This is a genomic window from Mycobacterium sp. NGS63, from assembly GCF_059812295.1.
Genome location: NZ_JCALCJ010000013.1, coordinates 35,316 through 58,099, shown reverse-complemented (window position 1 = coordinate 58,099; position 22,784 = coordinate 35,316). Strand labels below are relative to the sequence as shown.

General features: G+C 70.6%; 24 protein-coding genes. 10 read left to right on the top strand and 14 right to left on the bottom strand.

Features of this window, described 5'->3' with window-relative positions; translation table 11 throughout:
* The first annotated feature begins 27 nt into the window (after window positions 1–27).
* On the top strand, window positions 28–198 hold the full coding sequence (locus AC5Y4Z_RS25325; RefSeq protein ID WP_499967775.1) for a hypothetical protein: 171 nt from the start codon (window positions 28–30) through the stop codon (window positions 196–198).
* Here AC5Y4Z_RS25325 and AC5Y4Z_RS25320 read toward each other — a convergent pair.
* Window positions 195–1,661 (bottom strand): FAD-dependent monooxygenase, encoded by a 1,467-nt coding sequence (locus AC5Y4Z_RS25320; protein WP_499967773.1) that lies wholly within the window; start codon window positions 1,659–1,661, stop codon window positions 195–197. The two genes, AC5Y4Z_RS25325 and AC5Y4Z_RS25320, sit on opposite strands and share 4 nt — an antisense overlap.
* 283 nt (window positions 1,662–1,944) lie before the next feature.
* On the opposite strand from AC5Y4Z_RS25320, the gene AC5Y4Z_RS25315 reads away from it, so the two are divergent.
* The gene (locus AC5Y4Z_RS25315) at window positions 1,945–2,910 is read left to right on the top strand and encodes a GGDEF domain-containing protein (RefSeq protein ID WP_499967841.1); all 966 of its coding nucleotides are present in this window, start codon (window positions 1,945–1,947) and stop codon (window positions 2,908–2,910) included.
* Window positions 2,911–2,912: 2 nt separating this feature from the next.
* Here the strand turns inward: AC5Y4Z_RS25315 and AC5Y4Z_RS25310 are convergent, their stop codons facing one another.
* From AC5Y4Z_RS25310 to AC5Y4Z_RS25280, 7 genes are all read right to left on the bottom strand, one after another.
* The gene (locus AC5Y4Z_RS25310; RefSeq protein ID WP_499967840.1) at window positions 2,913–3,734 is read right to left on the bottom strand and encodes a lytic transglycosylase domain-containing protein; all 822 of its coding nucleotides are present in this window, start codon (window positions 3,732–3,734) and stop codon (window positions 2,913–2,915) included.
* 85 nt (window positions 3,735–3,819) lie between these two features.
* The gene (locus AC5Y4Z_RS25305; RefSeq protein WP_499967771.1) at window positions 3,820–5,400 is read right to left on the bottom strand and encodes a PecA family PE domain-processing aspartic protease; all 1,581 of its coding nucleotides are present in this window, start codon (window positions 5,398–5,400) and stop codon (window positions 3,820–3,822) included.
* Window positions 5,401–5,532: 132 nt separating this feature from the next.
* Window positions 5,533–6,672 carry a PPE family protein gene (locus AC5Y4Z_RS25300; RefSeq protein WP_499967769.1) on the bottom strand — a complete coding sequence of 380 codons (1,140 nt, stop codon included), beginning with the start codon at window positions 6,670–6,672 and terminating at the stop codon, window positions 5,533–5,535.
* Window positions 6,673–6,698: 26 nt separating this feature from the next.
* Window positions 6,699–7,484: a PPE family protein, SVP subgroup gene (locus tag AC5Y4Z_RS25295; RefSeq protein WP_499967767.1), complete on the bottom strand. Its 786-nt coding sequence runs from the start codon at window positions 7,482–7,484 to the stop codon at window positions 6,699–6,701.
* Between the two features lie 197 nt (window positions 7,485–7,681).
* Window positions 7,682–8,320, bottom strand: coding sequence for a hypothetical protein (locus AC5Y4Z_RS25290; protein ID WP_499967839.1), 639 nt, complete (start codon window positions 8,318–8,320; stop codon window positions 7,682–7,684).
* A 46-nt stretch (window positions 8,321–8,366) separates the two neighbouring features.
* Complete coding sequence (locus AC5Y4Z_RS25285; RefSeq protein WP_499967764.1) at window positions 8,367–8,540, bottom strand: PPE domain-containing protein; 174 nt, start codon at window positions 8,538–8,540, stop codon at window positions 8,367–8,369.
* Between the two features lie 94 nt (window positions 8,541–8,634).
* Complete coding sequence (locus tag AC5Y4Z_RS25280; RefSeq protein ID WP_499967762.1) at window positions 8,635–10,212, bottom strand: PecA family PE domain-processing aspartic protease; 1,578 nt, start codon at window positions 10,210–10,212, stop codon at window positions 8,635–8,637.
* 131 nt (window positions 10,213–10,343) lie between these two features.
* On the opposite strand from AC5Y4Z_RS25280, the gene AC5Y4Z_RS25275 reads away from it, so the two are divergent.
* From AC5Y4Z_RS25275 to AC5Y4Z_RS25255, 5 genes are all read left to right on the top strand, one after another.
* A complete protein-coding gene (locus AC5Y4Z_RS25275; protein WP_499967760.1) occupies window positions 10,344–11,003 on the top strand; it encodes a cutinase family protein in 660 nt (219 codons plus the stop codon).
* Window positions 11,004–11,009: 6 nt separating this feature from the next.
* Window positions 11,010–11,660, top strand: coding sequence for a DUF1345 domain-containing protein (locus AC5Y4Z_RS25270; protein WP_499967758.1), 651 nt, complete (start codon window positions 11,010–11,012; stop codon window positions 11,658–11,660).
* A gap of 21 nt (window positions 11,661–11,681) precedes the next feature.
* Window positions 11,682–12,230 carry a thioredoxin family protein gene (locus AC5Y4Z_RS25265; protein ID WP_499967755.1) on the top strand — a complete coding sequence of 183 codons (549 nt, stop codon included), beginning with the start codon at window positions 11,682–11,684 and terminating at the stop codon, window positions 12,228–12,230.
* Between the two features lie 67 nt (window positions 12,231–12,297).
* Window positions 12,298–12,768 carry an SRPBCC family protein gene (locus AC5Y4Z_RS25260; RefSeq protein ID WP_499967753.1) on the top strand — a complete coding sequence of 157 codons (471 nt, stop codon included), beginning with the start codon at window positions 12,298–12,300 and terminating at the stop codon, window positions 12,766–12,768.
* A 16-nt stretch (window positions 12,769–12,784) separates the two neighbouring features.
* A complete protein-coding gene (locus AC5Y4Z_RS25255; RefSeq protein WP_499967751.1) occupies window positions 12,785–13,972 on the top strand; it encodes a zinc-dependent alcohol dehydrogenase in 1,188 nt (395 codons plus the stop codon).
* On the opposite strand, the gene AC5Y4Z_RS25250 is transcribed toward AC5Y4Z_RS25255, so the two are convergent.
* The 4 genes from AC5Y4Z_RS25250 to AC5Y4Z_RS25235 all read right to left on the bottom strand — a co-directional run bounded on the left by AC5Y4Z_RS25250 (window position 13,969) and on the right by AC5Y4Z_RS25235 (window position 17,382).
* A complete protein-coding gene (locus AC5Y4Z_RS25250) occupies window positions 13,969–14,781 on the bottom strand; it encodes an MOSC domain-containing protein (protein WP_499967749.1) in 813 nt (270 codons plus the stop codon). The two genes, AC5Y4Z_RS25255 and AC5Y4Z_RS25250, sit on opposite strands and share 4 nt — an antisense overlap.
* A 43-nt stretch (window positions 14,782–14,824) precedes the next feature.
* A complete protein-coding gene (locus AC5Y4Z_RS25245) occupies window positions 14,825–15,148 on the bottom strand; it encodes a DUF732 domain-containing protein (RefSeq protein WP_499967747.1) in 324 nt (107 codons plus the stop codon).
* Between the two features lie 118 nt (window positions 15,149–15,266).
* Complete coding sequence (locus AC5Y4Z_RS25240) at window positions 15,267–15,872, bottom strand: C39 family peptidase (RefSeq protein ID WP_499967745.1); 606 nt, start codon at window positions 15,870–15,872, stop codon at window positions 15,267–15,269.
* A gap of 157 nt (window positions 15,873–16,029) precedes the next feature.
* Window positions 16,030–17,382, bottom strand: coding sequence for a PPE family protein, SVP subgroup (locus AC5Y4Z_RS25235; RefSeq protein WP_499967743.1), 1,353 nt, complete (start codon window positions 17,380–17,382; stop codon window positions 16,030–16,032).
* Between the two features lie 237 nt (window positions 17,383–17,619).
* Between AC5Y4Z_RS25235 and AC5Y4Z_RS25230 the strand changes: the two genes are divergently transcribed.
* Window positions 17,620–18,627, top strand: a complete 1,008-nt coding sequence (locus tag AC5Y4Z_RS25230) for a class I SAM-dependent methyltransferase (RefSeq protein WP_499967838.1) — start codon at window positions 17,620–17,622, stop codon at window positions 18,625–18,627.
* Window positions 18,628–18,705: 78 nt separating this feature from the next.
* Here AC5Y4Z_RS25230 and AC5Y4Z_RS25225 read toward each other — a convergent pair whose 3' ends face one another.
* Together AC5Y4Z_RS25225 and AC5Y4Z_RS25220 are read right to left on the bottom strand one after the other, a co-directional pair.
* Complete coding sequence (locus AC5Y4Z_RS25225; protein ID WP_499967741.1) at window positions 18,706–20,211, bottom strand: FAD-dependent oxidoreductase; 1,506 nt, start codon at window positions 20,209–20,211, stop codon at window positions 18,706–18,708.
* 49 nt (window positions 20,212–20,260) lie between these two features.
* A complete protein-coding gene (locus tag AC5Y4Z_RS25220) occupies window positions 20,261–20,971 on the bottom strand; it encodes a hypothetical protein (protein WP_499967740.1) in 711 nt (236 codons plus the stop codon).
* Between the two features lie 47 nt (window positions 20,972–21,018).
* Between AC5Y4Z_RS25220 and AC5Y4Z_RS25215 the strand changes: the two genes are divergently transcribed.
* On the top strand, window positions 21,019–22,245 hold the full coding sequence (locus AC5Y4Z_RS25215; protein WP_499967737.1) for a L,D-transpeptidase: 1,227 nt from the start codon (window positions 21,019–21,021) through the stop codon (window positions 22,243–22,245).
* 54 nt (window positions 22,246–22,299) lie between these two features.
* A complete protein-coding gene (locus AC5Y4Z_RS25210) occupies window positions 22,300–22,740 on the top strand; it encodes a Fur family transcriptional regulator (protein ID WP_499967736.1) in 441 nt (146 codons plus the stop codon).
* Window positions 22,741–22,784: the final 44 nt, after the last annotated feature.

Sequence of the window (22,784 nt, the reverse complement as noted above, 5' to 3'; positions counted from 1 at the left end):
CCCCCTGTTGCGGGGTATGGAATAGCGGTGACAGATCCCGACCGAGACCCCGTCAGCCATACCGAGGAGCTGGAGAACATCGTCGACCGGCTCGGCGAGAAGGTCGCCAACGAGCGCGAAGCCGAGGACGTTCCCGGCAAACCCAGCGAACGGGAAAACACCGCGACGCGCGGCTCGGAGGAGGAGCCGCCGGACTAGCCGGGTGGCCCGAACCAGGTGGTGAGCGCGTCGGCGGGCCCGGCGTCGGAGCCGTCGCCCACCCAGGCGACGTGCCCGTCGGGGCGGATCAGCACCGCGGCCGGGGCGGGCACCGCGCCGAGGGCCGGAAGTTCCCATGCGCCAGAGCATTTCGCGTCGACGGACCTGACCCGGCCCGCCCAGGGCCCGATGTCCAGGGGCGCGCCGAGGTTGAGCAGCACGGGGCGGGCGCCGTGTAGCAGGGTGAACAGCCGGGTCGGGCCGCGCGCGGTGTCGAGTTTCAGGTCGGGCATGCGGCGCCCGAGCAGCGGGTGCCCGTCGCCGAGGTCGTAGCGGATGTCCAGGCCGGACATCATCGCGCCGAACCGCCGCCGGGGCTCGTCCATGCCGAGCAGCTCGGACACGCACTCGCGCAACGCTTTTAGCCGGTCGTCGGGGCGCAGCAGCGCCATCTGCGCCATGGTGTTGCGCAGCACCCGCGCGCCGATCGGGTGCCGCTCGGCGTGGTAGGTGTCCAGCAGGCTTTCCGGCGCCGTTCCGCGCACCACCTGGGCCAGCTTCCAGCCGAGGTTCACCGCGTCCTGCACGCCGGTGTTGAGGCCCTGCCCGCCCACCGGGTGATGCACGTGGGCGGCGTCGCCGGCGAGCAGGACGCGCCCTTTGCGATACGTCGCGGCCTGCCGCGACGCGTCGGTGAACCTGGAAACCCAAGCGGGACTGTGGATTCCGTAGTCCGTCCCGTACACCGCGACCAGGGCCCCGCTCAGCTCGGCCAGCGTGGGCTCGCCGGCGGACCGCACCTGGCGCTCGGTCACCATCACCCGCACCGGTCCCCCGTCGCCCACCGCGCTGAGCGAATGGACGCCGAGGGCGTCGTGGCGGATGCCCCATTGCGGGGTTTGTCCGGGTGCGACGGCGATCTCGGCCTCGGCGAGCAGGTAGCTCATGGTCGGATCCCACCCGGGGAAGTCGATGCCGGCGGCCTTGCGGACGGCGCTGCGTCCCCCGTCGCACCCGACGACGTACCGCGCCCGCACGAACCGTCCGTCGGCCAGCTCGACGCCGACGCCGGTGTCGTCCTGGGCGACGCCGGTCACCTCGCGTTCGCGGTAGATCGGCACGCCCAGCTCGTCGACCCAGCCGGCCAGGATGCGCTCGATGTGGACCTGCCACAGCGCGAGGCCATAGGGGTGCGGGGTGGGAAAGTCGCTGATGTCCAACCGGATCTGGGAAAACCCGGCGACCTGCGCCACCTCGCCTTGGGCGAGGAAGCGGTCGGCGATGCCGCGCTGATCGAGCACCTCGAGGGTGCGCGCGTGCAACCCGCCGGCCCGCGCGCCGATCAGCTCCTGGTCGGCGCGCCGCTCGACGACCGCGACGTCGGCCCCCGCCAACGCCAGCTCGCCGGCCAGCATCAGCCCCGTAGGCCCGGCCCCGGCGATCACCACCGCGTGCTCGGCCATCGGTTTCACCCTCATCCCGCAACTCCCCCGTTCGCGCCGGTTCCGGTCCCGGCCAGCGATTTTGCGGCATGACCCCGGTCTTGCCGCAAGCCCCCGGGTGCGTAATATGGTGAAGTGGGACGGACAAAATCCGTCCCGTTCCTTTGCAATCCGCCAACATCCGGCGCGCCCGTCGACGCCATCCACTACGGTTCAGGCAAATCGCGACGTGTGACCGGAGAGTGACGGGATGGGTCTTCGTATCGCGGGCCCCGGGGCCCGCGGGGCCGCTCGCCGCCCACGATTGCGGCTGCGCGCCGACTCGGGAAGCGGCTTCTACGGCAAACATCAGGTCCGCCTGCTGCGGATCTACCTGGGCGCCACCACATTCCTGTACACCTACGGCGTCGTGTTCACCCTGATCCCGATCCGCCACGGGCTGGCCAAGGGGAACACGGCCGGAGGAATCGTCGCGATCGCCCTGGGCTGCGCGGCGCTGGTGTGGCTGGCCGTGCGTCCCGACAAGCCGGGGCCGGCCACCGCCGCGGCGATCGCGGCGACGCCGATCGTGATGGCCTTCCATGTGGCGATCACCGCCGAGTTCGCCTGCCTGATCGCGCCGATGTTCCTCGCGATGTATTTGCGTGCCTTCTACTCGGCGCGCCGCGGCACGCTGCTGGTCGGCGTCCTCACCGTGGCATCCGTTGCCGCGCTTGCGGTTGCGCCCCTGCCCAAGCTGTACATCGACTACCTCATCTTCGTGATCGCGATCGTCGGGGCCGCCGAGTCGTTCGGGCTGGTGACGCGAAGCCTCGTCGCGGCGGCGTGCACCGATCCGCTCACCGGGCTGCTCAACCGGGCCGGCTGGGAAATCGCCACCGCCGACCTGCTGGCGCGGTCGCGTTCGGCGGCGGCGACGGTGACCGTCATCGCGCTCGACATCGACAACTTCAAGCGGATCAACGACACCGACGGCCACGTCGCCGGGGACGAGCACCTGATCGCCCGCGCGGGCGTGTGGCGAAAACTGGCCCCCGCCAACGCCGTTCTGGCCCGGCTCGGCGGCGACGAATTCGCGGTGTGCATCGCCGAGCGCGCGGGCGGGGCGCCGGGCGCGGCCGAGCGGTTCGTCGCGACCGTGCGGCTACAGACCCCGGGCACCAGCGTGGGCATGGCGGCGGCGGGCGGTGAAGGCGCCGACATCGCCGCGCTGTATGCGGCCGCCGACGCCGATCTCTACGCCGCCAAGCACAACAGAACTCGGGCGTAGCGCTACTGCGGGTGGGCGGCCACGTACTCCGAGACCGGGATCGGTGACGTCGCGGCGTAGCCGATGGGCAGCAGCACGTCGCCGGCGGTCGTGTGGCAGTAGACGTCCCACCGGTAAAACGCGGCGAACGTGGCGGGATCGGCGGCGATCAGCGCCGCGTAGTCGTCGACCGCGCGCACGTATTCGTTCGCGTGGTTGTAGCGGTAGATGGCTTGATCGTGGTCGCCGGCAAAGCCATTGGCGGCCAGGTAGCGGCCCGCGGCCATGATGCTGTCGTGCGGCGAGTCGATGTCGCCGCCCTGTCCGTAGCCGGCGAACGTCGCGGGCAGGAACTGCATGGGCCCCTGCGCGCCAGCGGTACTCACGCCATGGATGCTGCCCAGGCGGGTTTCGACGAGGTTGATCGCGGCCAGGTAGTTCCAGCCGACCCCGGATTCGGCCTCGGCCTGGTGGTAGTACCCGAGCAGCTGGTCGGCGGGGGCCGGCGGCTCGATGCGCCACGCGGGCAACGTGTCTCGCGTGGGCGTCATCGCGGTGAGCTGCCGGCGGGCGTCGACGTTGCGGTCGTAGACGTCGATCAGCGACGGCGGGATGCGCGGCCGCGTGGTCGCGTCCCAGTCGGGGTGGCGGCCGATCGCGCGATAGGCCGCCTGCTGGCGATGCGCCGCGGCCTCCAGCCCCGCCTCCCCCGTCGACGGGTCGCGCAGCGCGTGCTCGTCGGCGACGAGGTCGTCGGCCAGCTGCGCGGGGTCGGAGGCCAGGCGGGGCTGCGCGCCGTCGGGGGCGCTGGAACACACGGGCGCGAACACGATCGCCGCCAGCACAAGCGGGGTGGCACATGACGCGGCAACGCGGTAACGGCGCACACGTCAACGGTAGCGATACCGGCGGGCTATGCGAAGGGGCGGCTCAGGCGGCGTAGAAGGTCGTGGTGTTGGCGCCGTAGTCGAGGTAGATCGGGTGCTCGAGGAACGGCAGCGCCCCGGTGTTCATGATGTACGGCGACGGCGTCGGCGAATACGTCAGGCCGTAGGTGTAGGAGTACAGCAGCTGGCCGTTGGGCGCCCAGACGTACACCGCCGTCCCGGGTTGCACGTTCAGGCCCGGCGGGATGGTGCCCGATACGCCGCCGGAATCGACGACCGAGTTGACCGAGTACTGGGGGCCCAAGAATCCCAGCGGCCCGGTGCTGATCTCCAGGGTGGTGATCGGCGATCCGTTGAGCGTGGCGATCGGCGACAGGTTCGCCGGTGCCGGACCGAACTGCAGATAGGGGTTGGCCGCGGTTTCGTTGATCAGCAGGCCCTGGTTGTAGGGCGCCGGCAACGCCTGATTCGGGATGCTGGGGCCCGGGCCGCCCGCGTTCGGGCCCACGCCCAGCACGCCCGTCACGCCGTCCGGGGCGAAATACGACTCCCACGTAAAACCGTGCGACAGGGCGGACTGCAGCGACGTGGGCCAGGCGAAGAGCTCGACGTCCACCGGGGTGCGCGCGGTGACGAGCCCGTTGCCGAAGTTCACCGGCGCATTGAACGTGGCGTAGAGGTAGTTCAATCCCCCGCTGTAGCCGCTGACACCGAATCCGGTGGGCAGGCCGAGGTTGAACAGCCCGAAGATCCCCCCGACGTCGCCCAGCGGAACGACGAGACCGGTGGATCCGGTGTCCACCAGGACGGGAACCGTCGGTCCGCTGCCGACGGCGACGCCGACCACCGGCTCGGCGCCGCCGACCATGGTGATCGGGACGGTCCCGGGCTGGCCGGTGGTGGCGGTGACGGCCGGGGCGACGGCGCCGATCAGCGGGCGGCCGAACAACAGCTCGGACGGTTCGTTCACCACGTTCACGACGGCCTGCTGGACCTCGGCGAGCAGGCCCGCGGCCGGGTTGGCGCCGGCCGCCGGGCGCAACGAGCTCAGCACCGCGCCCACGGGACTCGCGGCGACCGCGCCGGACACCTGGGCCGGCGCGCCCTGCAGCGCGGCCGACCAGGACGACAGTTGTGCCGCCGCCTGCGCAACGCCGCCGTGGTAGCCGACCATGGCGGCGACGTCGGTGGCCCACATCTGCTCGTACTCGGATTCCGCGGCGGCGATCGCGGGTGCGTTCTGCCCGAACAGATTCGAGACCACCAGCTGCACCAGCTGATTGCGGTTGACGGCCACCAGGGCGGGATGCACCGTCGCGGCGATCGCGGATTCGAAAGCGCCCGCGATGGTTTGGGCTTGCGTGGCCGCGGATTGGGCCTGTGCGGCGGCCGTTCCGAGCACCCCGCTGTATTGCGCCGCCGTCGAGAGCATGGTCGCCGACGCCGGTCCCTGCCAGCCCTGGGCGGCCAGCCCGGAGGTGACCGACGAAAACGATTGCGCCGCAATACTCAACTCGTTGGCCAGGCCGTCCCACGCCGCCGCGGCCGCCAGCATCGGTTGCGAGCCCGCGCCGGCGTACATCAGCATCGAATTGATCTCCGGCGGCAACACCAAGAAACTCATCCCCGAGTGCCCTTCCCCTCCACGTCAAACGAGGACGCTCACCTTTTGCCACTCTATGGGCGGAACGGGTCGCGGATCTGAAAATGCGCCTTCCCGCGAGCGGCGTTGTGCCGTCGCATGTTTGCGTGGTTGTCAGACGAACACCTGGGTGGGCATCACCTTGGGCTGCACGCCGTAGCGCGGTCCCATTGTGTAGGCCGTCCGTCCGGCGGTGGCGACCGCGGGCATCCCGGCCGGCAGGGGTGTCACCGCCGTTTCCTCCGCCGGCGCGGTCCAGCCCGCCAGTGTGGTGGCACCGGCCTCGGCCGGCGCGGCCGTGGACCAGCCCGCGGGCACCGACAACTTGCCGAGCGACGACGCCGTGCCCATCCCCGCCAGCACCGGCGCCCCGCCGAAACCCGCCGGCGCCACCGACGCGCCCGCGCTTGCCAGGGCTCCCACCGATCCCGCTCCGGCGATGGGAGCCGTTGCGGCAGCGGCGTTTTGGATCAGGATCTGCCGGGCGATGCCGGCGAACATGTTCCACGACACCACGTCGGCGGCCGATTGCCCGACGTTGATCACCAGGTTGTTGTTGAAGATCTCGTCCAGGGCGCCGAACGGCGACGTCACCTGCGCGGGCGTGGCGAGGGCCTGCACCGCGTTGGGCACGTTGGACACCACCCCGCTCAGTCCGGCGGTCTGCGCGCTGCTTGCGGCGGCGTGCGACACCGCCGCGGCTTGTGCGCCCAGCCCGCCGGGATTCGTCGCCGGCGCCGGCGGCATCAACGGCTCGAGCGTCCCGGCGCTGGCCGAGGAGGCGGCGTAGCCATACATGGCGGCCGCGTCCTGGGCCCACATTTCGCCGTAGTGCGCCTCGGTGGCCGCGATCGCCGGCGTGTTCTGGCCGAGAATGTTGGTCGCGACGAGCGCGGCCAGCTGCGCCCGGTTGGCCGCGACGACCGGCGGGGGCACGGTCATCGCGAAGGCCGCCTGGTACGCCGCGGCCGACGCCATGGCCTGGGTGGCCGCGTGCTGAAGCTGCCCCGCGGTGGTGTGCATCCACGCCACGTAGGGCGTGGCCGCGGTGACCATGGCCGCCGACGACGGACCGATCCATTCGTCGTCGGCCAGCTGGGCGATCGCCGACTGGCTCCCGGCGGCGGTCGTGCTCAACTCGTCGGCGAGGTTGTTCCACGCCGCCGCGGCGGCCATCATCGGCCCCGCCCCGGGGCCGGTGTACATGCGCAGGGAGTTGATCTCCGGGGGAAGTGCGCCGAAATCAAAGGTCATGTCCGTAGCTCCTAGTTCGTGACTGGTTAGGTGACTGTGGGCTTGGGCATCACGGTCGGCTTGGCGCCGTAGCGCGGCGCGCCCAGCCCGAGCCCGCCGCGCTGGGCCGAGGCCACCGCCGGCACGCCGGCCGGCAGCGCCGTCACCCGCGTGGCCTCGGGCGCCGGGGCGGTCCAGCCGGCGCCCGTTAACGTCGCGGGCGTGGGACCGGCCGATCCGGCGCCGCCCGCGGCCCAACTCGGCGGCACCGACAACCCGCCGACGGCCGGCGCCCTGCCCGACGCCGCAAGTATCGGCGCCGCAGCGAAACCCGTTGGGCCGCTTGGGGTTGGCGCGACCGCGGCGGCGGTCAGGCCCGCCGCGCCGGGGGCGGCCTCCGGGGGCGTTTCGGGCGGCGGAATCTGGACCAGGTCGGACGCGGCGGCGCCGAAGTTCTGCCCCCAGCCGAGGGGGGTGCCGATGGTGGCGCCGCTGTTGGTGTTCAAGCCGGACAGAATTCCGGGCAACGCCTGGGCGCCGGTGGTGGCTTGGTTGGCGGACTCGGTCGCCCCGTACGAACCGGCGTTGGTCCCGAGGGTGTTGACGAGCATCTGGTGGACCGCGCTGGCCTGGGCGCTGACGCCCTGGTACCAGGTGCCGTATGCGGAGAAAAGCGTGGCCTGCAGCGCCGACACCGGGTCGGCGGCCGCGGGGGCCACGCTCGTGGTGGGGGCGGCGGCCGCCGCGTTCTGGGCGGCCATCGACGAGCCGAGGGCTTGCAGCGCGGCGGCCGCGGCCGCCAGCGCCTCGGGCCGTGTGGTCAGAAACGACATGGACTTCTCCTCCCGGAGGACGAGCCGGCGCGGGGTCGGCGACTGTGGATTTGTCCTGGCTAAGTACCCGAATAGCCGCCGATTGATACGCTCGTGCGCTCTACGCGGTGCGTCGACGGGGCTCGCGCCGAAACGCGCTCGGAGACAGAGCTATTGGAGAGTTAGGGCTGGGATAGCGAGTAGGGCAAGGCGCTCGATTAGGTGCCGTAGAAGGTCGTCGTCCCGATCCGGCCGGGGTTGTAGTCGACGTACACCGGGTGGAGCAGGAAGGGCAATGCCCCGGTGTTCATGGTGCCCGTCGATCGCACGGGGAAGTAGTCCCCTTGGTAGGTGTACGAGTACAGCGGCGTCGTGTGGTTGTTCGGTGCGTAGACGTCGACTGTCTGGCCCGGTTGCACGTTGAAACGCGACGGTGCCTTGGTGGTGGGCGTGGGGGTTCCGCCGTTGACCGCGACATCCAGGATGGTGATCGGCGACCCGGTGAGCGAGGCGATCGGCACCGCGGAGCCGACGGTGGCGGGCGCGGGACCGAACTCCAAGTAGGGGTAGGGATTTGGGTTGAAGTTGGGATTCGTCGTGACTTCGTTGATGAGCACGCCCTGGGACAGCGTGCCCGGCAACGCCTGGGTCGGGACGGTGGTGCCCGGGCCGCCCGCGTTCGGACCGAGGCCCAGGACGCCGACCGCCCCGTCGGGCGCGAAGAACTGGGTGAAGCTCCACGGTCCGCCGAGCCGGGTTGGCCACGAAATCAGCGGCACGTTGTAGGTGGTCGACGTGGTGACCACGCCGTTGCCGAAGTTCACCGGCCCGTTGAACGCCGCGTAGATGTAGTTCAGGTCGCCGCCTCGGTCAGGTAGCTCGCGTAGCGGGCCGCGGTCTGCATCATCGCGGCCTGACGCCGGCCCCTGCCAGGCCTGGCCGCCCAGACTGCGCCGCCGTGGCCAGCTCGGAGCCCAGCCGGTCCCACGAGGCCGCGACGGCCAGCATGGGCGCCGAGCCCGGCCCGGAGTACAGCAAGGACGAGAGGATCTCCGGCGGCGACGCCAGAAAACTCATCCCCGGCCTGTCCTTCCGCTCCGCCCCACGTGGCGCAGGCAGACTCTAGGAAGTCGCGGACGGAAATCCGAGATTTTGTCGAACCTCAGATCAGTTACTGATAAATGGTTGCTTGCCCCGTGCCGTAGTCGATGTACACCGGGTGTTCGGCGAATAGGAGGTTTCCGGTGTTCATCAGCCCGCTCGTGATGGGCGTCGGGAAGTAGTCGCCGTTATACGTGAACGAGTACAGCGGATGCGTGTGGTCGGTGGGCGCGTAGACGTTAATCGTTTGTCCGGGTTGCGCGTTCAGGCCCGATGGGAAGGTGCCCTGCACGCCACCGGAGTCGACGATCGAGGGGACGCTGATGGGGGCGCCGCCATTGACCGAGACATCCAGGTTGGTAATCGGCATCGCAGGAAGCGTGGCGAGTTGGGGCCCTACGCCTGACGGCGGTCCGAACTGCAAATACGGATTCGGGGCAGTCTGGTTGATGAGCAGGCCCTGGTTGTACGGCCCCGGCAACGCCTGCAGCGGGATGCTCGGGCCCGGGCCGGTGGCGTTCGGCCCCACGCCCAGGACGCCGGCGGCGCCGTCCGAGGCAAAGAACGACTGGAACGTGAACCCGTTGTTCATCAGGGTGCTCAGGTTCGTCGGGAACGCGAAGAGCTCGACGTTGACCGGGGTGTTCGCGGTGACCAGCCCGCCCCCGAAATTCACCGGCGCGTTGTAGGTGGCGTAGACGTAGTCCAACCCGCCGCTGTAGCCGCTGATGCCCAGGCCGAGGGGCAAGCCGAGCCGCAGCAGCCCCGTCAGCCCGCCGACATCGGTGAAGGGGATGACGAGGCCCGCGGACCCCGTGTCGACCAGCAGGGGCACCGGAGATCCGGTGCCGACGGAGGCGTTCACCAACGGCTCGCTGCCGCCGTAGACCGACAGCGGAGCGGTTGCCGTCGTGCCGTTGATCGACCCGCCGAGGGCCACCGGCGCTCGGGTGGGGATCAGCGGAAAGCCGAACAGGATCTCGGTGGGCGCGTTGATGACGTTGATGGCGTAGTGCTCGACGGTGCCCAGTAACCCCGTCAGCGGATCGCCGGCGGCCGCGGTGACGGGGCTCAGCGCCGCGCTCACCGGGTTGGCGGTGACCGCGGCGGCCGCCGCGCCGGGCAGGCCCTGCAGCGCCTCCGACCACGTCGACAGCTGCGCCGCGGCCGCGGAGGCGCCGCCGTGGTAGCCGATCATCGCGGCCACATCGGCGGCCCACATCTGCTCGTAGGTCGATTCCGCCGCGGCGATCGCGGGCGCGTTCTGCCCGAACAGGTTCGAGACGATCAGCTGCACGAACTCGTTGCGGTTGGCGGCCACCAACGCGGGATGCACGGTGGCGGCGACGGTGGATTCGTACGCGCTGGCCACCGCCTGGGCCTGGGCGGCCGCCGTCTGTGCGCGAGTGGCGGCCGCGGACAACACCTGCGTGTACTGTGCCGCCGCCGAGAGCATGGCCGTCGACGCCGCGCCCTGCCAGGCCTCGGCGGCCAATCCCGAGGTGACCGAGGAAAACCCCTGCGCCGCGGTCCCCAACTCGGTGGCCAGCCCGTCCCAGGACGCCGCGGCGGCCAGCATCGGAGCCGAGCCCGGCCCCGAATACAGCAGCGACGAGATGATCTCTGGTGGCGACGTCAGAAAGCTCATCCCCCGCGTGTCCTTCCCTCAGCCCCAAGATCGGTACGCCTGACTCTAGGAAAATCCGGCCCAAATATCTCGGGATTCACCGACGACGGGCTGCCGCCAGGCCGTCGCCGCCGGTGTGTCAGCATTTGGCAATGAGTGCACGCAGCCTTGCCCGCATCGTTGGTATCTCGGCCGTGACGGCGTGGGCGGGGCTGAGCGCGCCCGTGATCAGCCCCGCTGCGGCCGATCCCTGCGCCGACGTCGCCGTCGTCTACGCGCGCGGCACCCACCAGGAGCCGGGCCTCGCCGACGTCGGCCAGGCCTTCGTCGACTCCCTCACCGCGCAGGCCGGCGGCCGGTCCGTCGACGCATACGCGGTGAACTACCCGGCCAACGACGACTACCACAACAGCGCCACGGCCGGCTCCAACGACGCGGCCGCGCACATCCAGGACGTCGTCGCCAGCTGCCCGAAGTCGAAGATCGTGCTTGGCGGGTACTCGCAGGGCTCGACCGTGATCGACCTAGCCAGCCAGACGCTCGCGGCCCCGGTGGCCGACCACGTCGCCGCCGTCGCGCTGTTCGGCGAGCCCTCCAGCGGGTTCTCCACCATGCTGTGGGGCGGCCAGCCACTGCCGACGATCAGCCCGCTGCTCGCCGGCAAGACCATCAGCCTGTGCGCCCCCGACGACCCGATCTGTTCCTCCGGCGGCAACATCATGGCCCACGTCTCCTACATCCAGTCCGGGATGGTGAACCAGGCCGCCACGTTCGCGGTCAACCATCTCGGCCCGGCCTCGCCCAACACCTAGAGCCGGGTGCGATCCCTCGTTGCGCTGACCCGCGACACCGTCGCGGTGCGGATCCTGATCGCCGTCGTGCTCGGCGTCGCCGTCGCCCTCGCGGTGGGCAACGCGGTCGGCTGGCGGTTCGCGCTGGTCGGCTGGATCGCCACCGCCGGGCTGTATGTGGTGTGGACGCGGCTGCTGCTGGGCGGCATGGACGCCGAGGAGACCCGCGCATACGTCACCCGCGAGGACCCCACCCGGTGGGTCGCCGACTCGGTCATCGTGTGGGCCAGCGTCGCCAGCCTGGCCGGGGTCGGCTACGTGGTGGCCGCGGGCTCGCGCACCGGCACCGAGGCCCTGGCCGCGGCCCTGGTCGGCATCGCGACCGTCGTGGCGTCCTGGTTCGCCGTGCACACGCTGTTCACCGTGCACTACGCGCGGCTCTACTACTCGGACGAACCGGGCGGGATCAACTTCCACGACCCCGAGCCGCCCCGGTTCCGCGACTTCGCCTACGTGGCGTTCACCGTCGGCATGACCTTCCAGGTGTCCGACACCGAGATCGGGCTGACGTCGATCCGGGCGACGGTGTTGCGCCACGCGATGCTGTCCTATCTGCTCGGCGCGGTCGTCCTGGCTGTCACCGTCAACCTCATCGCGGGGCTGGGATCCAAGCTGTGACACCGAGTTAGGCTGGCGGGCATGGCCATCGAGTCCACCATGCTCGCCCTCGGCACCCCCGCCCCGTCGTTCTCGCTGCCCGAGCCGGCCACCGGCAACGTGGTCAGCCTCGACGACCTCACCGGTCCCGCGCTCGTCGTCACCTTCATCTGCAACCACTGCCCCTACGTCAAGCACGTCGCCGCCGGCCTGGCCGCGCTGGGCCGCGACCTCGCGGCCAAGGGCGTCGCGATGGTCGGCATCTCGAGCAACGACGTCGTCACCTACCCGCAGGACGGGCCCGACCAGATGGTCGCCGAGGCCCGGGCCCACGGCTGGACGTTCCCCTACCTCTACGACGAGACCCAGGACGTCGCGCGCGCCTACTCCGCGGCCTGCACGCCCGACACGTTCGTCTTCGACGGCGAGCGCCGCCTGGTCTACCGCGGCCAGCTCGACGACTCCCGCCCGAAAAACGACCAACCGGTTACGGGCGCCGACGTCCGGGCGGCCGTCGACGCCGTACTCGCCGGGCGGCCGGTCGACCCCGACCAGCGGCCGTCGATCGGCTGCGGCATCAAGTGGCGCTGAGCCCGGCGACCTAAGCCTTTTCCCGCTTCCCGTTTGGCCGCCACGAGCGCGGGTATCGCAACGCCCCATGAGCTACCTGGGCGTGGTGAAGAAGATCCTCGACGTGCTGCCGCGCAAGGCCGCCGGGCAGACCGTCACCATCGCCTGCCCGGCCGAGCGGATCGAGCAGTTCTGGCGCGACCCCAAGCAGTTGTCGGTGGTCCTGGGCGACATCGCCGAGGTCGAGACCGCCGGCGCGGACGGCTATCGCTGGCGCCTGACCGGCGAGCCCGGCGTGGTGTGGGAGTCGACGCTCGTCCGGGAGCCCGACGGGGTTCGCTTCGCCGGGCGCGACGGCGGCAACGAGATCGCGGTCGGCTGGCGACCCGCCCCGCGCGGACTGGGCACCGAGGTCACGCTGCGGGCCGCGACGCCGGCGCCGGGGCTGTTGACCGGCGCGGCGGCGTTCACGTTCCTCTACCGGCTGCGCGCGCTGCTGCAGACCGGCGAGGTGCCGACCATCCGGTCCAACCCCAGCGCGCGGGCGTCCGCGCGGTAAGCGAAAGGCGCCAGCGATGCGGGCACTGTGCTGGAACGGCGTCAACGACCTCTCGGTGGAGACGGTCGACGAGCCGAAGATCCTCAACCCCCACGACGCGATCGTCGAAGTCCGGCTCACCACCACCTGCGGGTCGGACCTGCACTTCATCGACGGCTACCTGCCCGGGATGCGCGCCGGCGACGTCTTCGGCCACGAATTCATGGGCGAGGTGGTGGAGACCGCCCCCGAGGTGCGCGACATCAAAGTCGGCGACCGGGTGGTGGTGCCGTCGTTCATCGCCTGCAACCGGTGCTGGTATTGCGAGCACGAACTCTACTCGTGTTGCGACACAACCAATCCCAACGCCGAACTGCAGCAGCCGCTGCTCGGCTACCCCTCGGGCGGAATCTACGGCTACACGCACCCCTTCGGCGGCTACGCCGGCTCGCACGCCGAATACGTCCGGGTGCCCTTCGCCGACGCGAACTGCTTCGCGATCCCCGGCGGCGTCACCGACGAGCAGGCGCTGTTCCTGTCCGACGCGGTGCCCACGGGATTCATGGGCGCCGACTTCTGCGACATCTCCGGCGGCGACACCGTCGCCGTGTGGGGCGCCGGCGGCGTCGGGCTGATGGCCGCCCGCAGCGCCCTGCTGCTGGGGGCCGAGCGCGCCGTCGTCGTCGACCGCATCCCCGAGCGGCTGGCGTTGGCGCGCAACGCGTTCGGGTTGGAGACCATCGACTACACCGCGGTGGACAGCGTGCACGAGACGCTGCGCGAGATGACCGGCGGACGCGGCCCGGACGCCTGCATCGACGCCGTCGGCATGGAGGGTCACGGCACCGGGCTGCAGCAGCTCTACGACAAGGCCAAGCAGCTGCTGCGCCTCGAGACCGACCGCGCCAACGCGCTGCGCCAGGCGATCCTGGCCTGCCGCAAGGGCGGGGTGGTGTCGGTGCTCGGCGTCTACGGGCTGACCGACAAGTTCCCGACGGGCGTGCTGACCAACAAGGGCCTGACCCTGAAAACCGCGCAGCAGCACGGCCAGCGCTACATCACGCGCCTGTTCGACTACGTCGAGCAGGGCGACCTGGATCCCGCCAAGCTGATCACCCACGATCTTCCGCTGGAGGACGGGGTACGCGCCTACGACCTGTTCAAGAACAAGAAGGACAACTGCGTCCGCGTGGCGATGCGGCCGGGCGCAAAGCGGGCCGACTAGGGATCGATGGTGACCGGGTCGCCGACGCGGATGACGCCCGCAGCCAGCACCGCCAGGTACACCCCCGCGCACGGCTGCGGCCCGTGACCGCCTGTGTCCCAACGGTTTTCGGCTGCGGGCGTGCGAAGCGCCTGCGGCGCCCGCGGCAGCGGGCCGTGCTCGAGCGTGGGCACCACGCACCGCGACGTGCCCGTCAGCACGCGTAGCCGCACCTCCCCCACGGCGATTTCGCTTCCCACCCAGTCGCTTTCGCCGTACGGCGGGTGGTCCGGCGGCGTCGCGATCACCAGGTTCGGCCGGTAGCGCAGCGCCTCGACGCCGATGTGTTCGAGCGTGGCCGTGGTGATCGCGTGCAACGGGGCCTCGTCGTGAAACGAGTCGCCGGGAGTCGCCTGGGCGATCTTGAGGATCCGGCCGGCCACCTCGGCGTCGGGGGCGTCCAGCCCGAATTCGAGCAGCTTCTCGGGGTCCGGGCGTTCCAGCGTCGCGCCGTCGGGACGCTGCCGGACCAGCTGGACCGGCCGGCCCACGAGCCGCGAGAGCGCGTCGTCCACGCCGGGGTCGTCGGCGCTGACGTTGGTCCCGTCGGGCAGCTCGATGCGCACCGGCCCGCCGCCGGCGTGGGCCGTGCACTTCAGCAGCCCGCGCCACAGCCGCGCCTGCTTGGCGCTGGCGACGTGCCCGGTGTCGGTGTCCAGCAGCGCCAGGCGCCGGTCCCCCTCGGCGCCGCCCTCGTCCACGAACAGGCTGTCCACGGCCTCGCCGAGCATCGACTTCACCGGGTAGCGGCGCAGACTTTCCACCCGCATCACGAGATCAGTATGCGTCGGTATGCAATCCCCCCCGGCGCGATCAGCCCGGGCAGTACACGGACTCCGCCGCGCTCACCATGCCGGTGACGTCGGCGAACGAGTAGCCCTTCGAGCTCAGGGTGGAGTGGATGTCCGAGGCGATCGCGTCGGGCGTCTTGCCGGCCATGCGGTCGGCGCAGATCTGGTGGCCGATCGAAACCATGTCGGGCTCCGCGCCCGTGGCCCACGTGAAGCCGAGGTTGTGCAGCTTTGCGATGTAGGCGTCGTCGGTGCTGTCGGCCATGGCGATCGCGGTGCCGGTCGTCAGGGCAGCGCCGACCACCACCGGGATGGTCAGTTTGGTCAGCCAGCGAGGTGCATACATTTTTTCTGCCCTTCTTTTCTTTCGGCGTCTGGGGTGCCGTCAGTATATGGGCGCCCGCGCGAGGAAAATATGAAAAACTTAGAAATTCGCGGCCGCCGATTCGGGCGTCAAAAATGGGTCAGCCGGTAACGACGATGGAGTCCTCGCCGGTGTGCCACGCATTGGTGAAGGTGGCCATCGGAACCTGCTCGTCGGGGTGGTCGACGCCGGGGTCGTTGAGATGCACGATCTCCCTGTTGGTGTCGATTCCGGTCACGACGAGGAAGTGGTCGGCCTTGGTGCGCTGGTCGCTGGTTCCCCAGATGACCGCCGAGTTGACCCACGCGATGACCTTGCGCCCGCTGCCGAGGTACTGCTCCAGGGCGGGCAGCCCGGTCTGCTCGGGGTGCTTGTCGTAGGTCATCACCGACTTGATGCCGTAGTGGTCGAGAAGCACGACCTCGTCTGCCATTTCGACGCCACCGTCGCTGGGCGCGTAGATCGGCCCGGGGTTGGTCCCCGACGGGGTGTGCTCGGCCAGCGCGATCATCTGCTTCTCGGTCGGCAGCTTGCCGGTGAGCTCCCCGACCACGTCGGCCACGGCCATCAGGCCGCAGTTGTCCTCCAGCGATTGCTCCTGCCAATACGCGGCGGCGGCCGCCGGGTCGCCGTACATGCCGCCGGCCGCCGTCGCGACCGGGCTCAACGCGACGGCCGGCGCCACGCCGAGGCACGCGGCCGCCATAAGCCGGAAACTGAACATGTTGACTCGCGAAGATCGGTCCGGAATTTCGGCAAACGGTAGCACTTTCGGCGCACGAGTTTGGCGCAAACGCACGCGGGAATGCGGGCGCCTATTAGCGGATGGCAACTATTGCCCTGACGGATAATTTGTCAGGGGCTCAATGTGCCAATAGGCGCTTTTTCTGCGCGGTGAATTCCTCTTCGGTGAGGACCCCGGCATCGCGCAGCGACGCCAGCTCGCGCAGCTCGGCGGCGATGCTCGTCAGCGGGCCGCCGGCCGGCGCCTCCGGGGCCGCGTTCTCGCCGGGGGCTTTCTTGCCGGTCGTGGGTGCCCCGATCCGCTCCCGGCGGCCCGGCGCGCCGCCGCCACCACCCCCGGTGCCGGCCATCGCCCGCCCGGCCATGCCCGCCAGCGCCATCTGGCTGAACAGGCTCCCGGCGGAGCCCGCGGAGGCTTCGGCGGCGGCGGCGCTGGCCGCCGGCAGCGCGACGGCCAGCGGCCGGATCATCGTCGTCTCGGCGGTCCAGGTCGGTGGAACCGACAGCGCCCCAATGGCTCTCGCCTCGCCCAGGCCTGCCGTCGCCACCGATCCGCCCGCCGGGTTCGTGATGACCGGGAACGGCGACGGGGGCTGCGGCCCGACCCCCGGATACGGCTGCACGCCCGCCCATCCGCTGACGATGTCGTCGGTGTGGAAACCGGTCAGGGCGCCGACCACGTCGTAGGGAAGCGCCACCACGCTGGTGGCAAGCCCCGCCGAGCTCAGCTCCGGGTCGACGAAGATTCCGCTCAGGCTGCCCAGCAGGTTGATCAGGTCCAACAGGTCGAACGGCGTCGCCTGGGCCGGGGTTTCCGCGAGGCTGGTCAGGGTGCTGGGCACCGCGGACATCGCCTGCGGGACGCTCGACACCGTGCTTTGCGCGTTGCCCGCCGAGGTGCCGGTGGCCTGCGCCACCGCGGCGGCCTGGGTGGCGGGCCCGCTCGAGTTCGTGTTTTGCGGCGGCGGCGAGAACGGCGTGAGCGCCGTCGCCACCGCCGCGGCGCCGGCGTAGGCGTACATCGCGGCGGCGTCCTGGGCCCACATCTCGGCGTACTGCGCCTCGGTGGCCGCGATCGCCGGGGTGTTCTGCCCGAAGATGTTCGTCGCGACCAGGGCCATCAGCTGGGTGCGGTTGGCCGCGATCACCGGGGGCGGCACCGTCGCCGCGAACGCCGTGTCGTAGGCCGCCGCGGCGGCTTTGGCCTGGTTGGCGGTCTGTTCGGCCTGCGTGGCGGAGATCCTCGTCCACGCCACGTAGGGGGCGGCCGCGGCGGCCATCAACCCCGCCGCCGGCCCGAGCCAGGGTCCGGCCGTCAGCGCCGCGAGCTCCGATTGATACGAGCTCGCCGCCGCGTGCAGCGACGCGGCCAGCCCGTCCCAGGCCGTCGCGGCGGCCAGCATGGGTCCCGATCCCGGACCCAGGTACATGCGCGCGGAGTTGATCTCCGGCGGCAAGGCTGCGAAGTCCATGTCGTTTCCTCCGATCGGGTAAAGCACCGCCGGGGCGTGGCGGCTTCGGTGACGACGTACTGGACGGCACAGTCAGGACCGAGCCGGCAAACTATCGCACTCCCCCTAGTAGTACATGCCCGGCGGGTAACGATAGCTAATTCTGCGGCCAACTTGGTCCTCGGCGGCCGCGCGGCCGCCGATCGAGTGGTGTAGAAGAGTCTGGTGGGCGAGCCACCCGAATCGTTCGATCGTTCGATGCTGCGCGACGCGATGGCCAGCCGGTTGTACCGCCGATCGGTGGGCGAGGGCAAAATCACGCTGCCGGCCGTTCCCGGCCTGATCGACGAGTACGTGCGGCTGTGCGGCAACCTGTGCGCCACCTTCGGCGTGGTGTACACGCCCGAACAGTCGGCTCAACTCAAGCGGGTGCTGGAAGCCGAGCTGGCGAAGGCGTACAAGGCCTCCCAGCGCTCGGAGATCGTCATCACGTTCCAGGTGCCCTTCGGGACCGGCCTGAACTACCGCGTCAACGCCGAATGGCGCACCGTCGAGGCCGATTACGACAACTGGGTGGCCACCCGGCCCGCGCCGCTGTTCGGCACCGAGCCGGACGCGCGGGTGCTGGCGCTGGCGTCGGAGGCGGCGGACCCCGCAGCGTGCCGGGTGCTGGACGTCGGCGCGGGAACCGGGCGCAACGCGCTGGCCCTGGCCCGTCGCGGGCACCCGGTGGACGCCGTCGAGATGGCGCCGAAGTTCGCCGACGTCATGCGCGCCGAGGCGGAAAACGCGACGCTGGGCGTGCGCGTCATCCAAAGCGACGTCTTCACCGCCATGGAGGACGTGCACGCGGAGTACCAGCTGATGGTGCTCTCCGAAGTGGTGCCCGACTTCCGGACCACCCGCGAGCTGCGCGGCCTGTTCGAGCTCGCCGCCGAATGCCTGGCCCCCGGCGGGCGCCTGGTGTTCAACGCCTTCCTGCCGCGGCCCGGCTACGCCCCCGACGACGCCGCGCGCGAGCTCGGGCAGCAGTGCAACACGATGATCTTCACCCGCGACGAGGTGACCGAAGCCGCCGCGGGGCTGCCGCTGGAGTTGGTCGCCGACGACTCGGCCTACGAATACGAGAAGGCCCACCTGCCGGCGGGCGCCTGGCCCCCGACGGGCTGGTTCGAGGGCTGGGCCAGCGGCCTCGACGTGTTCGACGTGACGCGCGAGGAGTCCCCGATCGAGTTGCGTTGGCTGGTCTACGAGAAGCCGCGCTGATCCCCGCTCGCCGAGCGTGAAACTGTGGCGATTTTTCGGCCGATTTTTCGCCCTGACATCACGCTCGGCGCGAAGGCTTTAGGCCGTCAGGTCGCGGGTGGCCGGGCCCTCCAGCAGCGTGCCGTCCGGGGCGAAGCGCGACCCGTGCAGCGGGCACTCCCACGCCTGGTCGGCGTCGTTCCAGTTGACGATTCCACCCAGGTGCGGGCACACCGGCGAGACGACATGTTCGGTGCCGTCGACGCGGCAGCGGGCTTCGAGGTGCCACGGGGGCCCGCTCACCACGCCGCCCTCGCCGTTGACGGGGCTGCGCCGGCCGGTTCGCGTAGCGGGGGTGATCCAGCCCTTGGTCAGGTTGAAGCCGACCTCGAGGTTGGCCTGCATCGCGGTCATCAGGCCGGTCAGCTCGTGCGGGCTCCAGCTGGCGAACGCTTTCGACCAGTCCATCCGCCCGCCCAGGATGCGGCTCGACAGCAGCAGCGCCGCCGCCACCCCGTTGGTCATGCCCCACTTGTTGAAACCCGTTGCGACGAAGATGGTTTCGTTGTTCGGCAGGATCGGGCCGACGTACGGCAGATGGTCGATGGGCGTGTAGTCCTGCGCCGACCAGAAGTGGGTCTCCACCGCGCCGGGATAGTGCATCCGCGCCCACGACGAAAGCTCCTCCAGCGATTGCGACGGGCTCTTCTTGCGGCCCACCGTGTGGCCGGCCCCACCGACGATCAACAGCTCGCCGCCGGCGACGGGCGCGTAGCGCACCGAACGCGTCGGCGAGTCGGTGGAGATCATCATCGGCCGCGTGATGGTGCCGGAGACTTTGAAGGCCAGGCAGTACGACCGGCTCGGCTTGACCCGCGCGAAATACCCGCCGCGGTCCAGGATCGGGATCCCGGTGGCCAGCACCAGCTGTCGGCCGGTCAGCTCGACATCGTGCTGGTCGGCGTCGTTGACGTGCACGCGCACCCCGTCGCCGCGTCGCGACACCTTGCGCACCCGGGTGTGCTCGACCAGGCGCCCGCCGCGGTCGAGCAGCTCGGTGGCCAGCGAATCCAAGAACGGCATGGGATCGAACTGCGCCTGCTCTGGCAGGCACACCCCGCCGTGGTACGGAAACGGCACGTCGGCGTCGTCGTCCCACACGGCGGGCAGGCCGACCGCCTGGCAGGCCTTCAATTCCGCGCGCGCCGACAAGACGCCCTTGGCGGACTGGGCGTAGGTGTAGGCGTCCTCGCGCTGCACCGCGATGCCGTGGGACTCGCAGTGCTGCAGGATCCACTCCTGGCCCTCGCGGTTGCCGTCGACATAGGCGCGCGCCAGGTCCTTGCCGTGCCGCGGCAGGACCTTCGAGAGCTGGCTGCCCTGCAGCAGGCTGATCTTGGCGGTGGTGTTGCCGGTGGCACAGGCGCCGACGGTGCGCGCCTCGAGCAGCAACACGTCCTTGCCGGCGCGGGCCAGCAGCACGGCGGTGGTCAGCCCGGTGATTCCCGCGCCCACGACGATGACGTCGGCCGAACGCGGCCCGTCATCAAGCCGGCTTGCGGTCCAAGGCTGTTCGGCTCGGTCGGCCAACCATAAAGAAGTCACGGCGGTAGCTGATACCCCCGCCGCGCCGACGGAAACCTCGCCGTCGCCCTCACGCCCGTTTGAGCTGCGCCTTCGCCTCTTTGACCGCGTCCGCGGCCGCACGCCCGGCCCGCTTGGCCTCGTCGTAGCGGGCCTCGGCCGCCCGGTACTCGCGCTCGGCCTCGCGCAGGGCGGCGCCGGCCTCGGCTCCGGCCCGTTCGGCGTCGGCGAGCGCGGCTTCCAGCCTCTCCCGGCGCCGCTGCGCGGCCTTGTCGCGCGCGGGCTGCCGTGCCTTCGCCTTTGGTCGCCCTTTCGCCGGGGCCGCTTCGCCGAAGCCGAAGCCCGACCAGCGCTCGGGTTTGGTCAGCCGACCCAGCCGCGTGGCGACGTCGGGGTCGGCGATCGCGGCCTGCAGCGTGCCCGTCACGTCCTCGCGCACCGACGCCGACGGCCTGATGTCGGCCGCGTCGAACGCGGCCCGGGTGAGGTCGTTGATGAGCCGGTGTTGCTCGGCGGACAACTCGCGAATGCGCTCGCCGTCCATGTCGGCGTGCGCGGCGCGCAGCCGGTCACCCAGGTCGGCCAGGCGCTTCGCGGAGTCCTTGCGCTGCAGGGCGAGCCGGTTGACCACCCAGGCCGCCGTCGTGGGCTTGCGCGCCGCGGCGATCCGTTTGGCGGCCGCATCGTCGCCGCGCTTCTTCGCGGCCGCGGCCAATTCGGTGCGGCGCGCGGTGAACGCGTCCGGCGCCGCCGCGTACAGGCTGTCGAGTTCGTCGGCCATGACCTCAATGATGTACTTGTTTCCGGGCGCGCGCCGCGGGCTATTCGATGCCCAACATGACAATCAGTCGGCCGCGCCGGGCCCTGTCGGCGGTGTTCGTCACCCTCAGCCTCGTGGCCGGCGCGTGCCACCACAACCCGGCCGCGGCCCCGAAACCGCCTGAAGCGGCGCGGATAACCGTCACCCCGGGCCCGGATGCGCGCGACGTCGACCCGGTCGCGCCGGTCATGGTGAAGGCCGACGCGGGCACGCTGACCGGCGTCCGCATGGTCAACGAGGCCGGCAAAACCATCGACGGCGTCATGACGCCCGACAACACCGTCTGGAAGCCGACCGTCCCCCTGGGCTACGGGCGCACCTACACCCTGACGGTCACCGGTCGCGGGCCCAATGGCGTTGCGGCCACGCAAGTTTCGTCGTTCTCGACCTTGCAGCCGTCCAACCAGACCAAGGTGTCGTTCACCACCACGGCCGAGGCCCCGCTGCGCGACGGCGGCACCTACGGGGTCGGCACGGTGGTCGTGGCCCACTTCGACGAGCAGATCCCCGACCGGGCCGCCGCCGAGCGGGGGCTGCACGTGACCACCAACCCGCCGGTGCAGGGGTCGTGGTTCTGGGTCGACGGCCAAAACGCCCACTGGCGCCCCGAGCGCTACTACACCCCGCAAACGACCGTCACCGCCGAGGCCAAGATCTACGGGATCGCCCTGGGGGACGGACTTTTCGGCCAGGACGACAGCCGGGTGTCGTTTCGCATCGGCGACGCGCACGTCTCGATCGCCGACGACGCCACCCATCAGGTCAGCGTGTTCGACAACGGAAAACTGGTCCGCACCATGCCCACGTCCATGGGCATGGGCGGCACCGAAGACGTCGGCGGGCGCAAGATCTCGCTGTGGACACCGCCGGGCATCTACACGGTGCTCGACAAGGGCAACCCCGTGGTGATGGACTCCTCGACGTTCGGGCTGCCGAAGAACTCGCGCCTGGGTTACCGCGAGACCATCAACTGGGCCACCAAGATCAGCAGCGACGGAATCTATCTGCACGAGCTCGACGCGACGGTCTGGGCGCAGGGCCACCAGGACACCTCGCACGGGTGTCTGAACCTCAACGCCGACAACGCAAAATGGTTCTACGACTTCTCGGTGCCGGGCGACGTCGTCGAGGTCCGCAACAGCGGCGGACCGCCGTTGACGGTGGCCCAGAACGGCGACTGGACGCTGAGCTGGGACCAGTGGCGCCAGGGCAGCGCGCTGAAGCCGGCCTCCTGACACACCCTCAGGAAAGTCTTGACTGATTCCAAATAACGGAGTCATATTGGCAGGGTGTCCTCATCGGCGAGTTACGCGGACCGGCTGCGGATGGCCGACCTGCGCGTGACCCGTCCCCGGGTCGCCGTCCTCGAGGCCGTGCACGCCCACCCCCACGCCGACACCGAGACGATCTTCACCGCGGTGCGCGAAGGGCTGCCCGACGTATCCCGCCAGGCCGTCTACGACGTGCTGGGCGCGCTGACCGCCGTCGGGCTGGTCCGGCGCATCCAGCCGCTGGGCCTGGTGGCCCGCTACGAGTCCCGGGTCGGCGACAACCATCACCATGTGGTGTGCCGCACCTGTGGGGTCATCGCCGACGTCGACTGCGCGGTCGGCGAGGCGCCGTGTCTGACGCCGTCGGACGACAACGACGTTCTGGATGGCTTCGTCCTCGACGAGGCCGAGGTCATCTATTGGGGCATGTGCCCCGACTGCTCTACCGCTGAGTCCTGATCACTTCCCGTGATCGCAGCCCGCATCACCACCACCGGAAAGGA

Bases quoted from the DNA above. Each gene is read 5' to 3' on its own strand.
- AC5Y4Z_RS25320 (WP_499967773.1), bottom strand. From the start codon at position 1,661: ATGGCCGAGCACGCGGTGGTGATCGCCGGGGCCGGGCCTACGGGGCTG.
- AC5Y4Z_RS25305 (WP_499967771.1), bottom strand. From the start codon at position 5,400: ATGAGTTTCTTGGTGTTGCCGCCGGAGATCAATTCGATGCTGATGTAC.
- AC5Y4Z_RS25300 (WP_499967769.1), bottom strand. From the start codon at position 6,672: ATGACCTTTGATTTCGGCGCACTTCCCCCGGAGATCAACTCCCTGCGC.
- AC5Y4Z_RS25295 (WP_499967767.1), bottom strand. From the start codon at position 7,484: ATGTCGTTTCTGACCACACGGCCCGAGGCGCTGGCGGCCGCGGCCGCC.
- AC5Y4Z_RS25285 (WP_499967764.1), bottom strand. From the start codon at position 8,540: ATGAGTTTTCTGGCGTCGCCGCCGGAGATCCTCTCGTCCTTGCTGTAC.
- AC5Y4Z_RS25280 (WP_499967762.1), bottom strand. From the start codon at position 10,212: ATGAGCTTTCTGACGTCGCCACCAGAGATCATCTCGTCGCTGCTGTAT.
- AC5Y4Z_RS25275 (WP_499967760.1), top strand. From the start codon at position 10,344: ATGAGTGCACGCAGCCTTGCCCGCATCGTTGGTATCTCGGCCGTGACG.
- AC5Y4Z_RS25265 (WP_499967755.1), top strand. From the start codon at position 11,682: ATGGCCATCGAGTCCACCATGCTCGCCCTCGGCACCCCCGCCCCGTCG.
- AC5Y4Z_RS25260 (WP_499967753.1), top strand. From the start codon at position 12,298: ATGAGCTACCTGGGCGTGGTGAAGAAGATCCTCGACGTGCTGCCGCGC.
- AC5Y4Z_RS25255 (WP_499967751.1), top strand. From the start codon at position 12,785: ATGCGGGCACTGTGCTGGAACGGCGTCAACGACCTCTCGGTGGAGACG.
- AC5Y4Z_RS25250 (WP_499967749.1), bottom strand. From the start codon at position 14,781: ATGCGGGTGGAAAGTCTGCGCCGCTACCCGGTGAAGTCGATGCTCGGC.
- AC5Y4Z_RS25245 (WP_499967747.1), bottom strand. From the start codon at position 15,148: ATGTATGCACCTCGCTGGCTGACCAAACTGACCATCCCGGTGGTGGTC.
- AC5Y4Z_RS25240 (WP_499967745.1), bottom strand. From the start codon at position 15,872: ATGGCGGCCGCGTGCCTCGGCGTGGCGCCGGCCGTCGCGTTGAGCCCG.
- AC5Y4Z_RS25235 (WP_499967743.1), bottom strand. From the start codon at position 17,382: ATGGACTTCGCAGCCTTGCCGCCGGAGATCAACTCCGCGCGCATGTAC.
- AC5Y4Z_RS25230 (WP_499967838.1), top strand. From the start codon at position 17,620: ATGCTGCGCGACGCGATGGCCAGCCGGTTGTACCGCCGATCGGTGGGC.
- AC5Y4Z_RS25220 (WP_499967740.1), bottom strand. From the start codon at position 20,971: ATGGCCGACGAACTCGACAGCCTGTACGCGGCGGCGCCGGACGCGTTC.
- AC5Y4Z_RS25215 (WP_499967737.1), top strand. From the start codon at position 21,019: ATGCCCAACATGACAATCAGTCGGCCGCGCCGGGCCCTGTCGGCGGTG.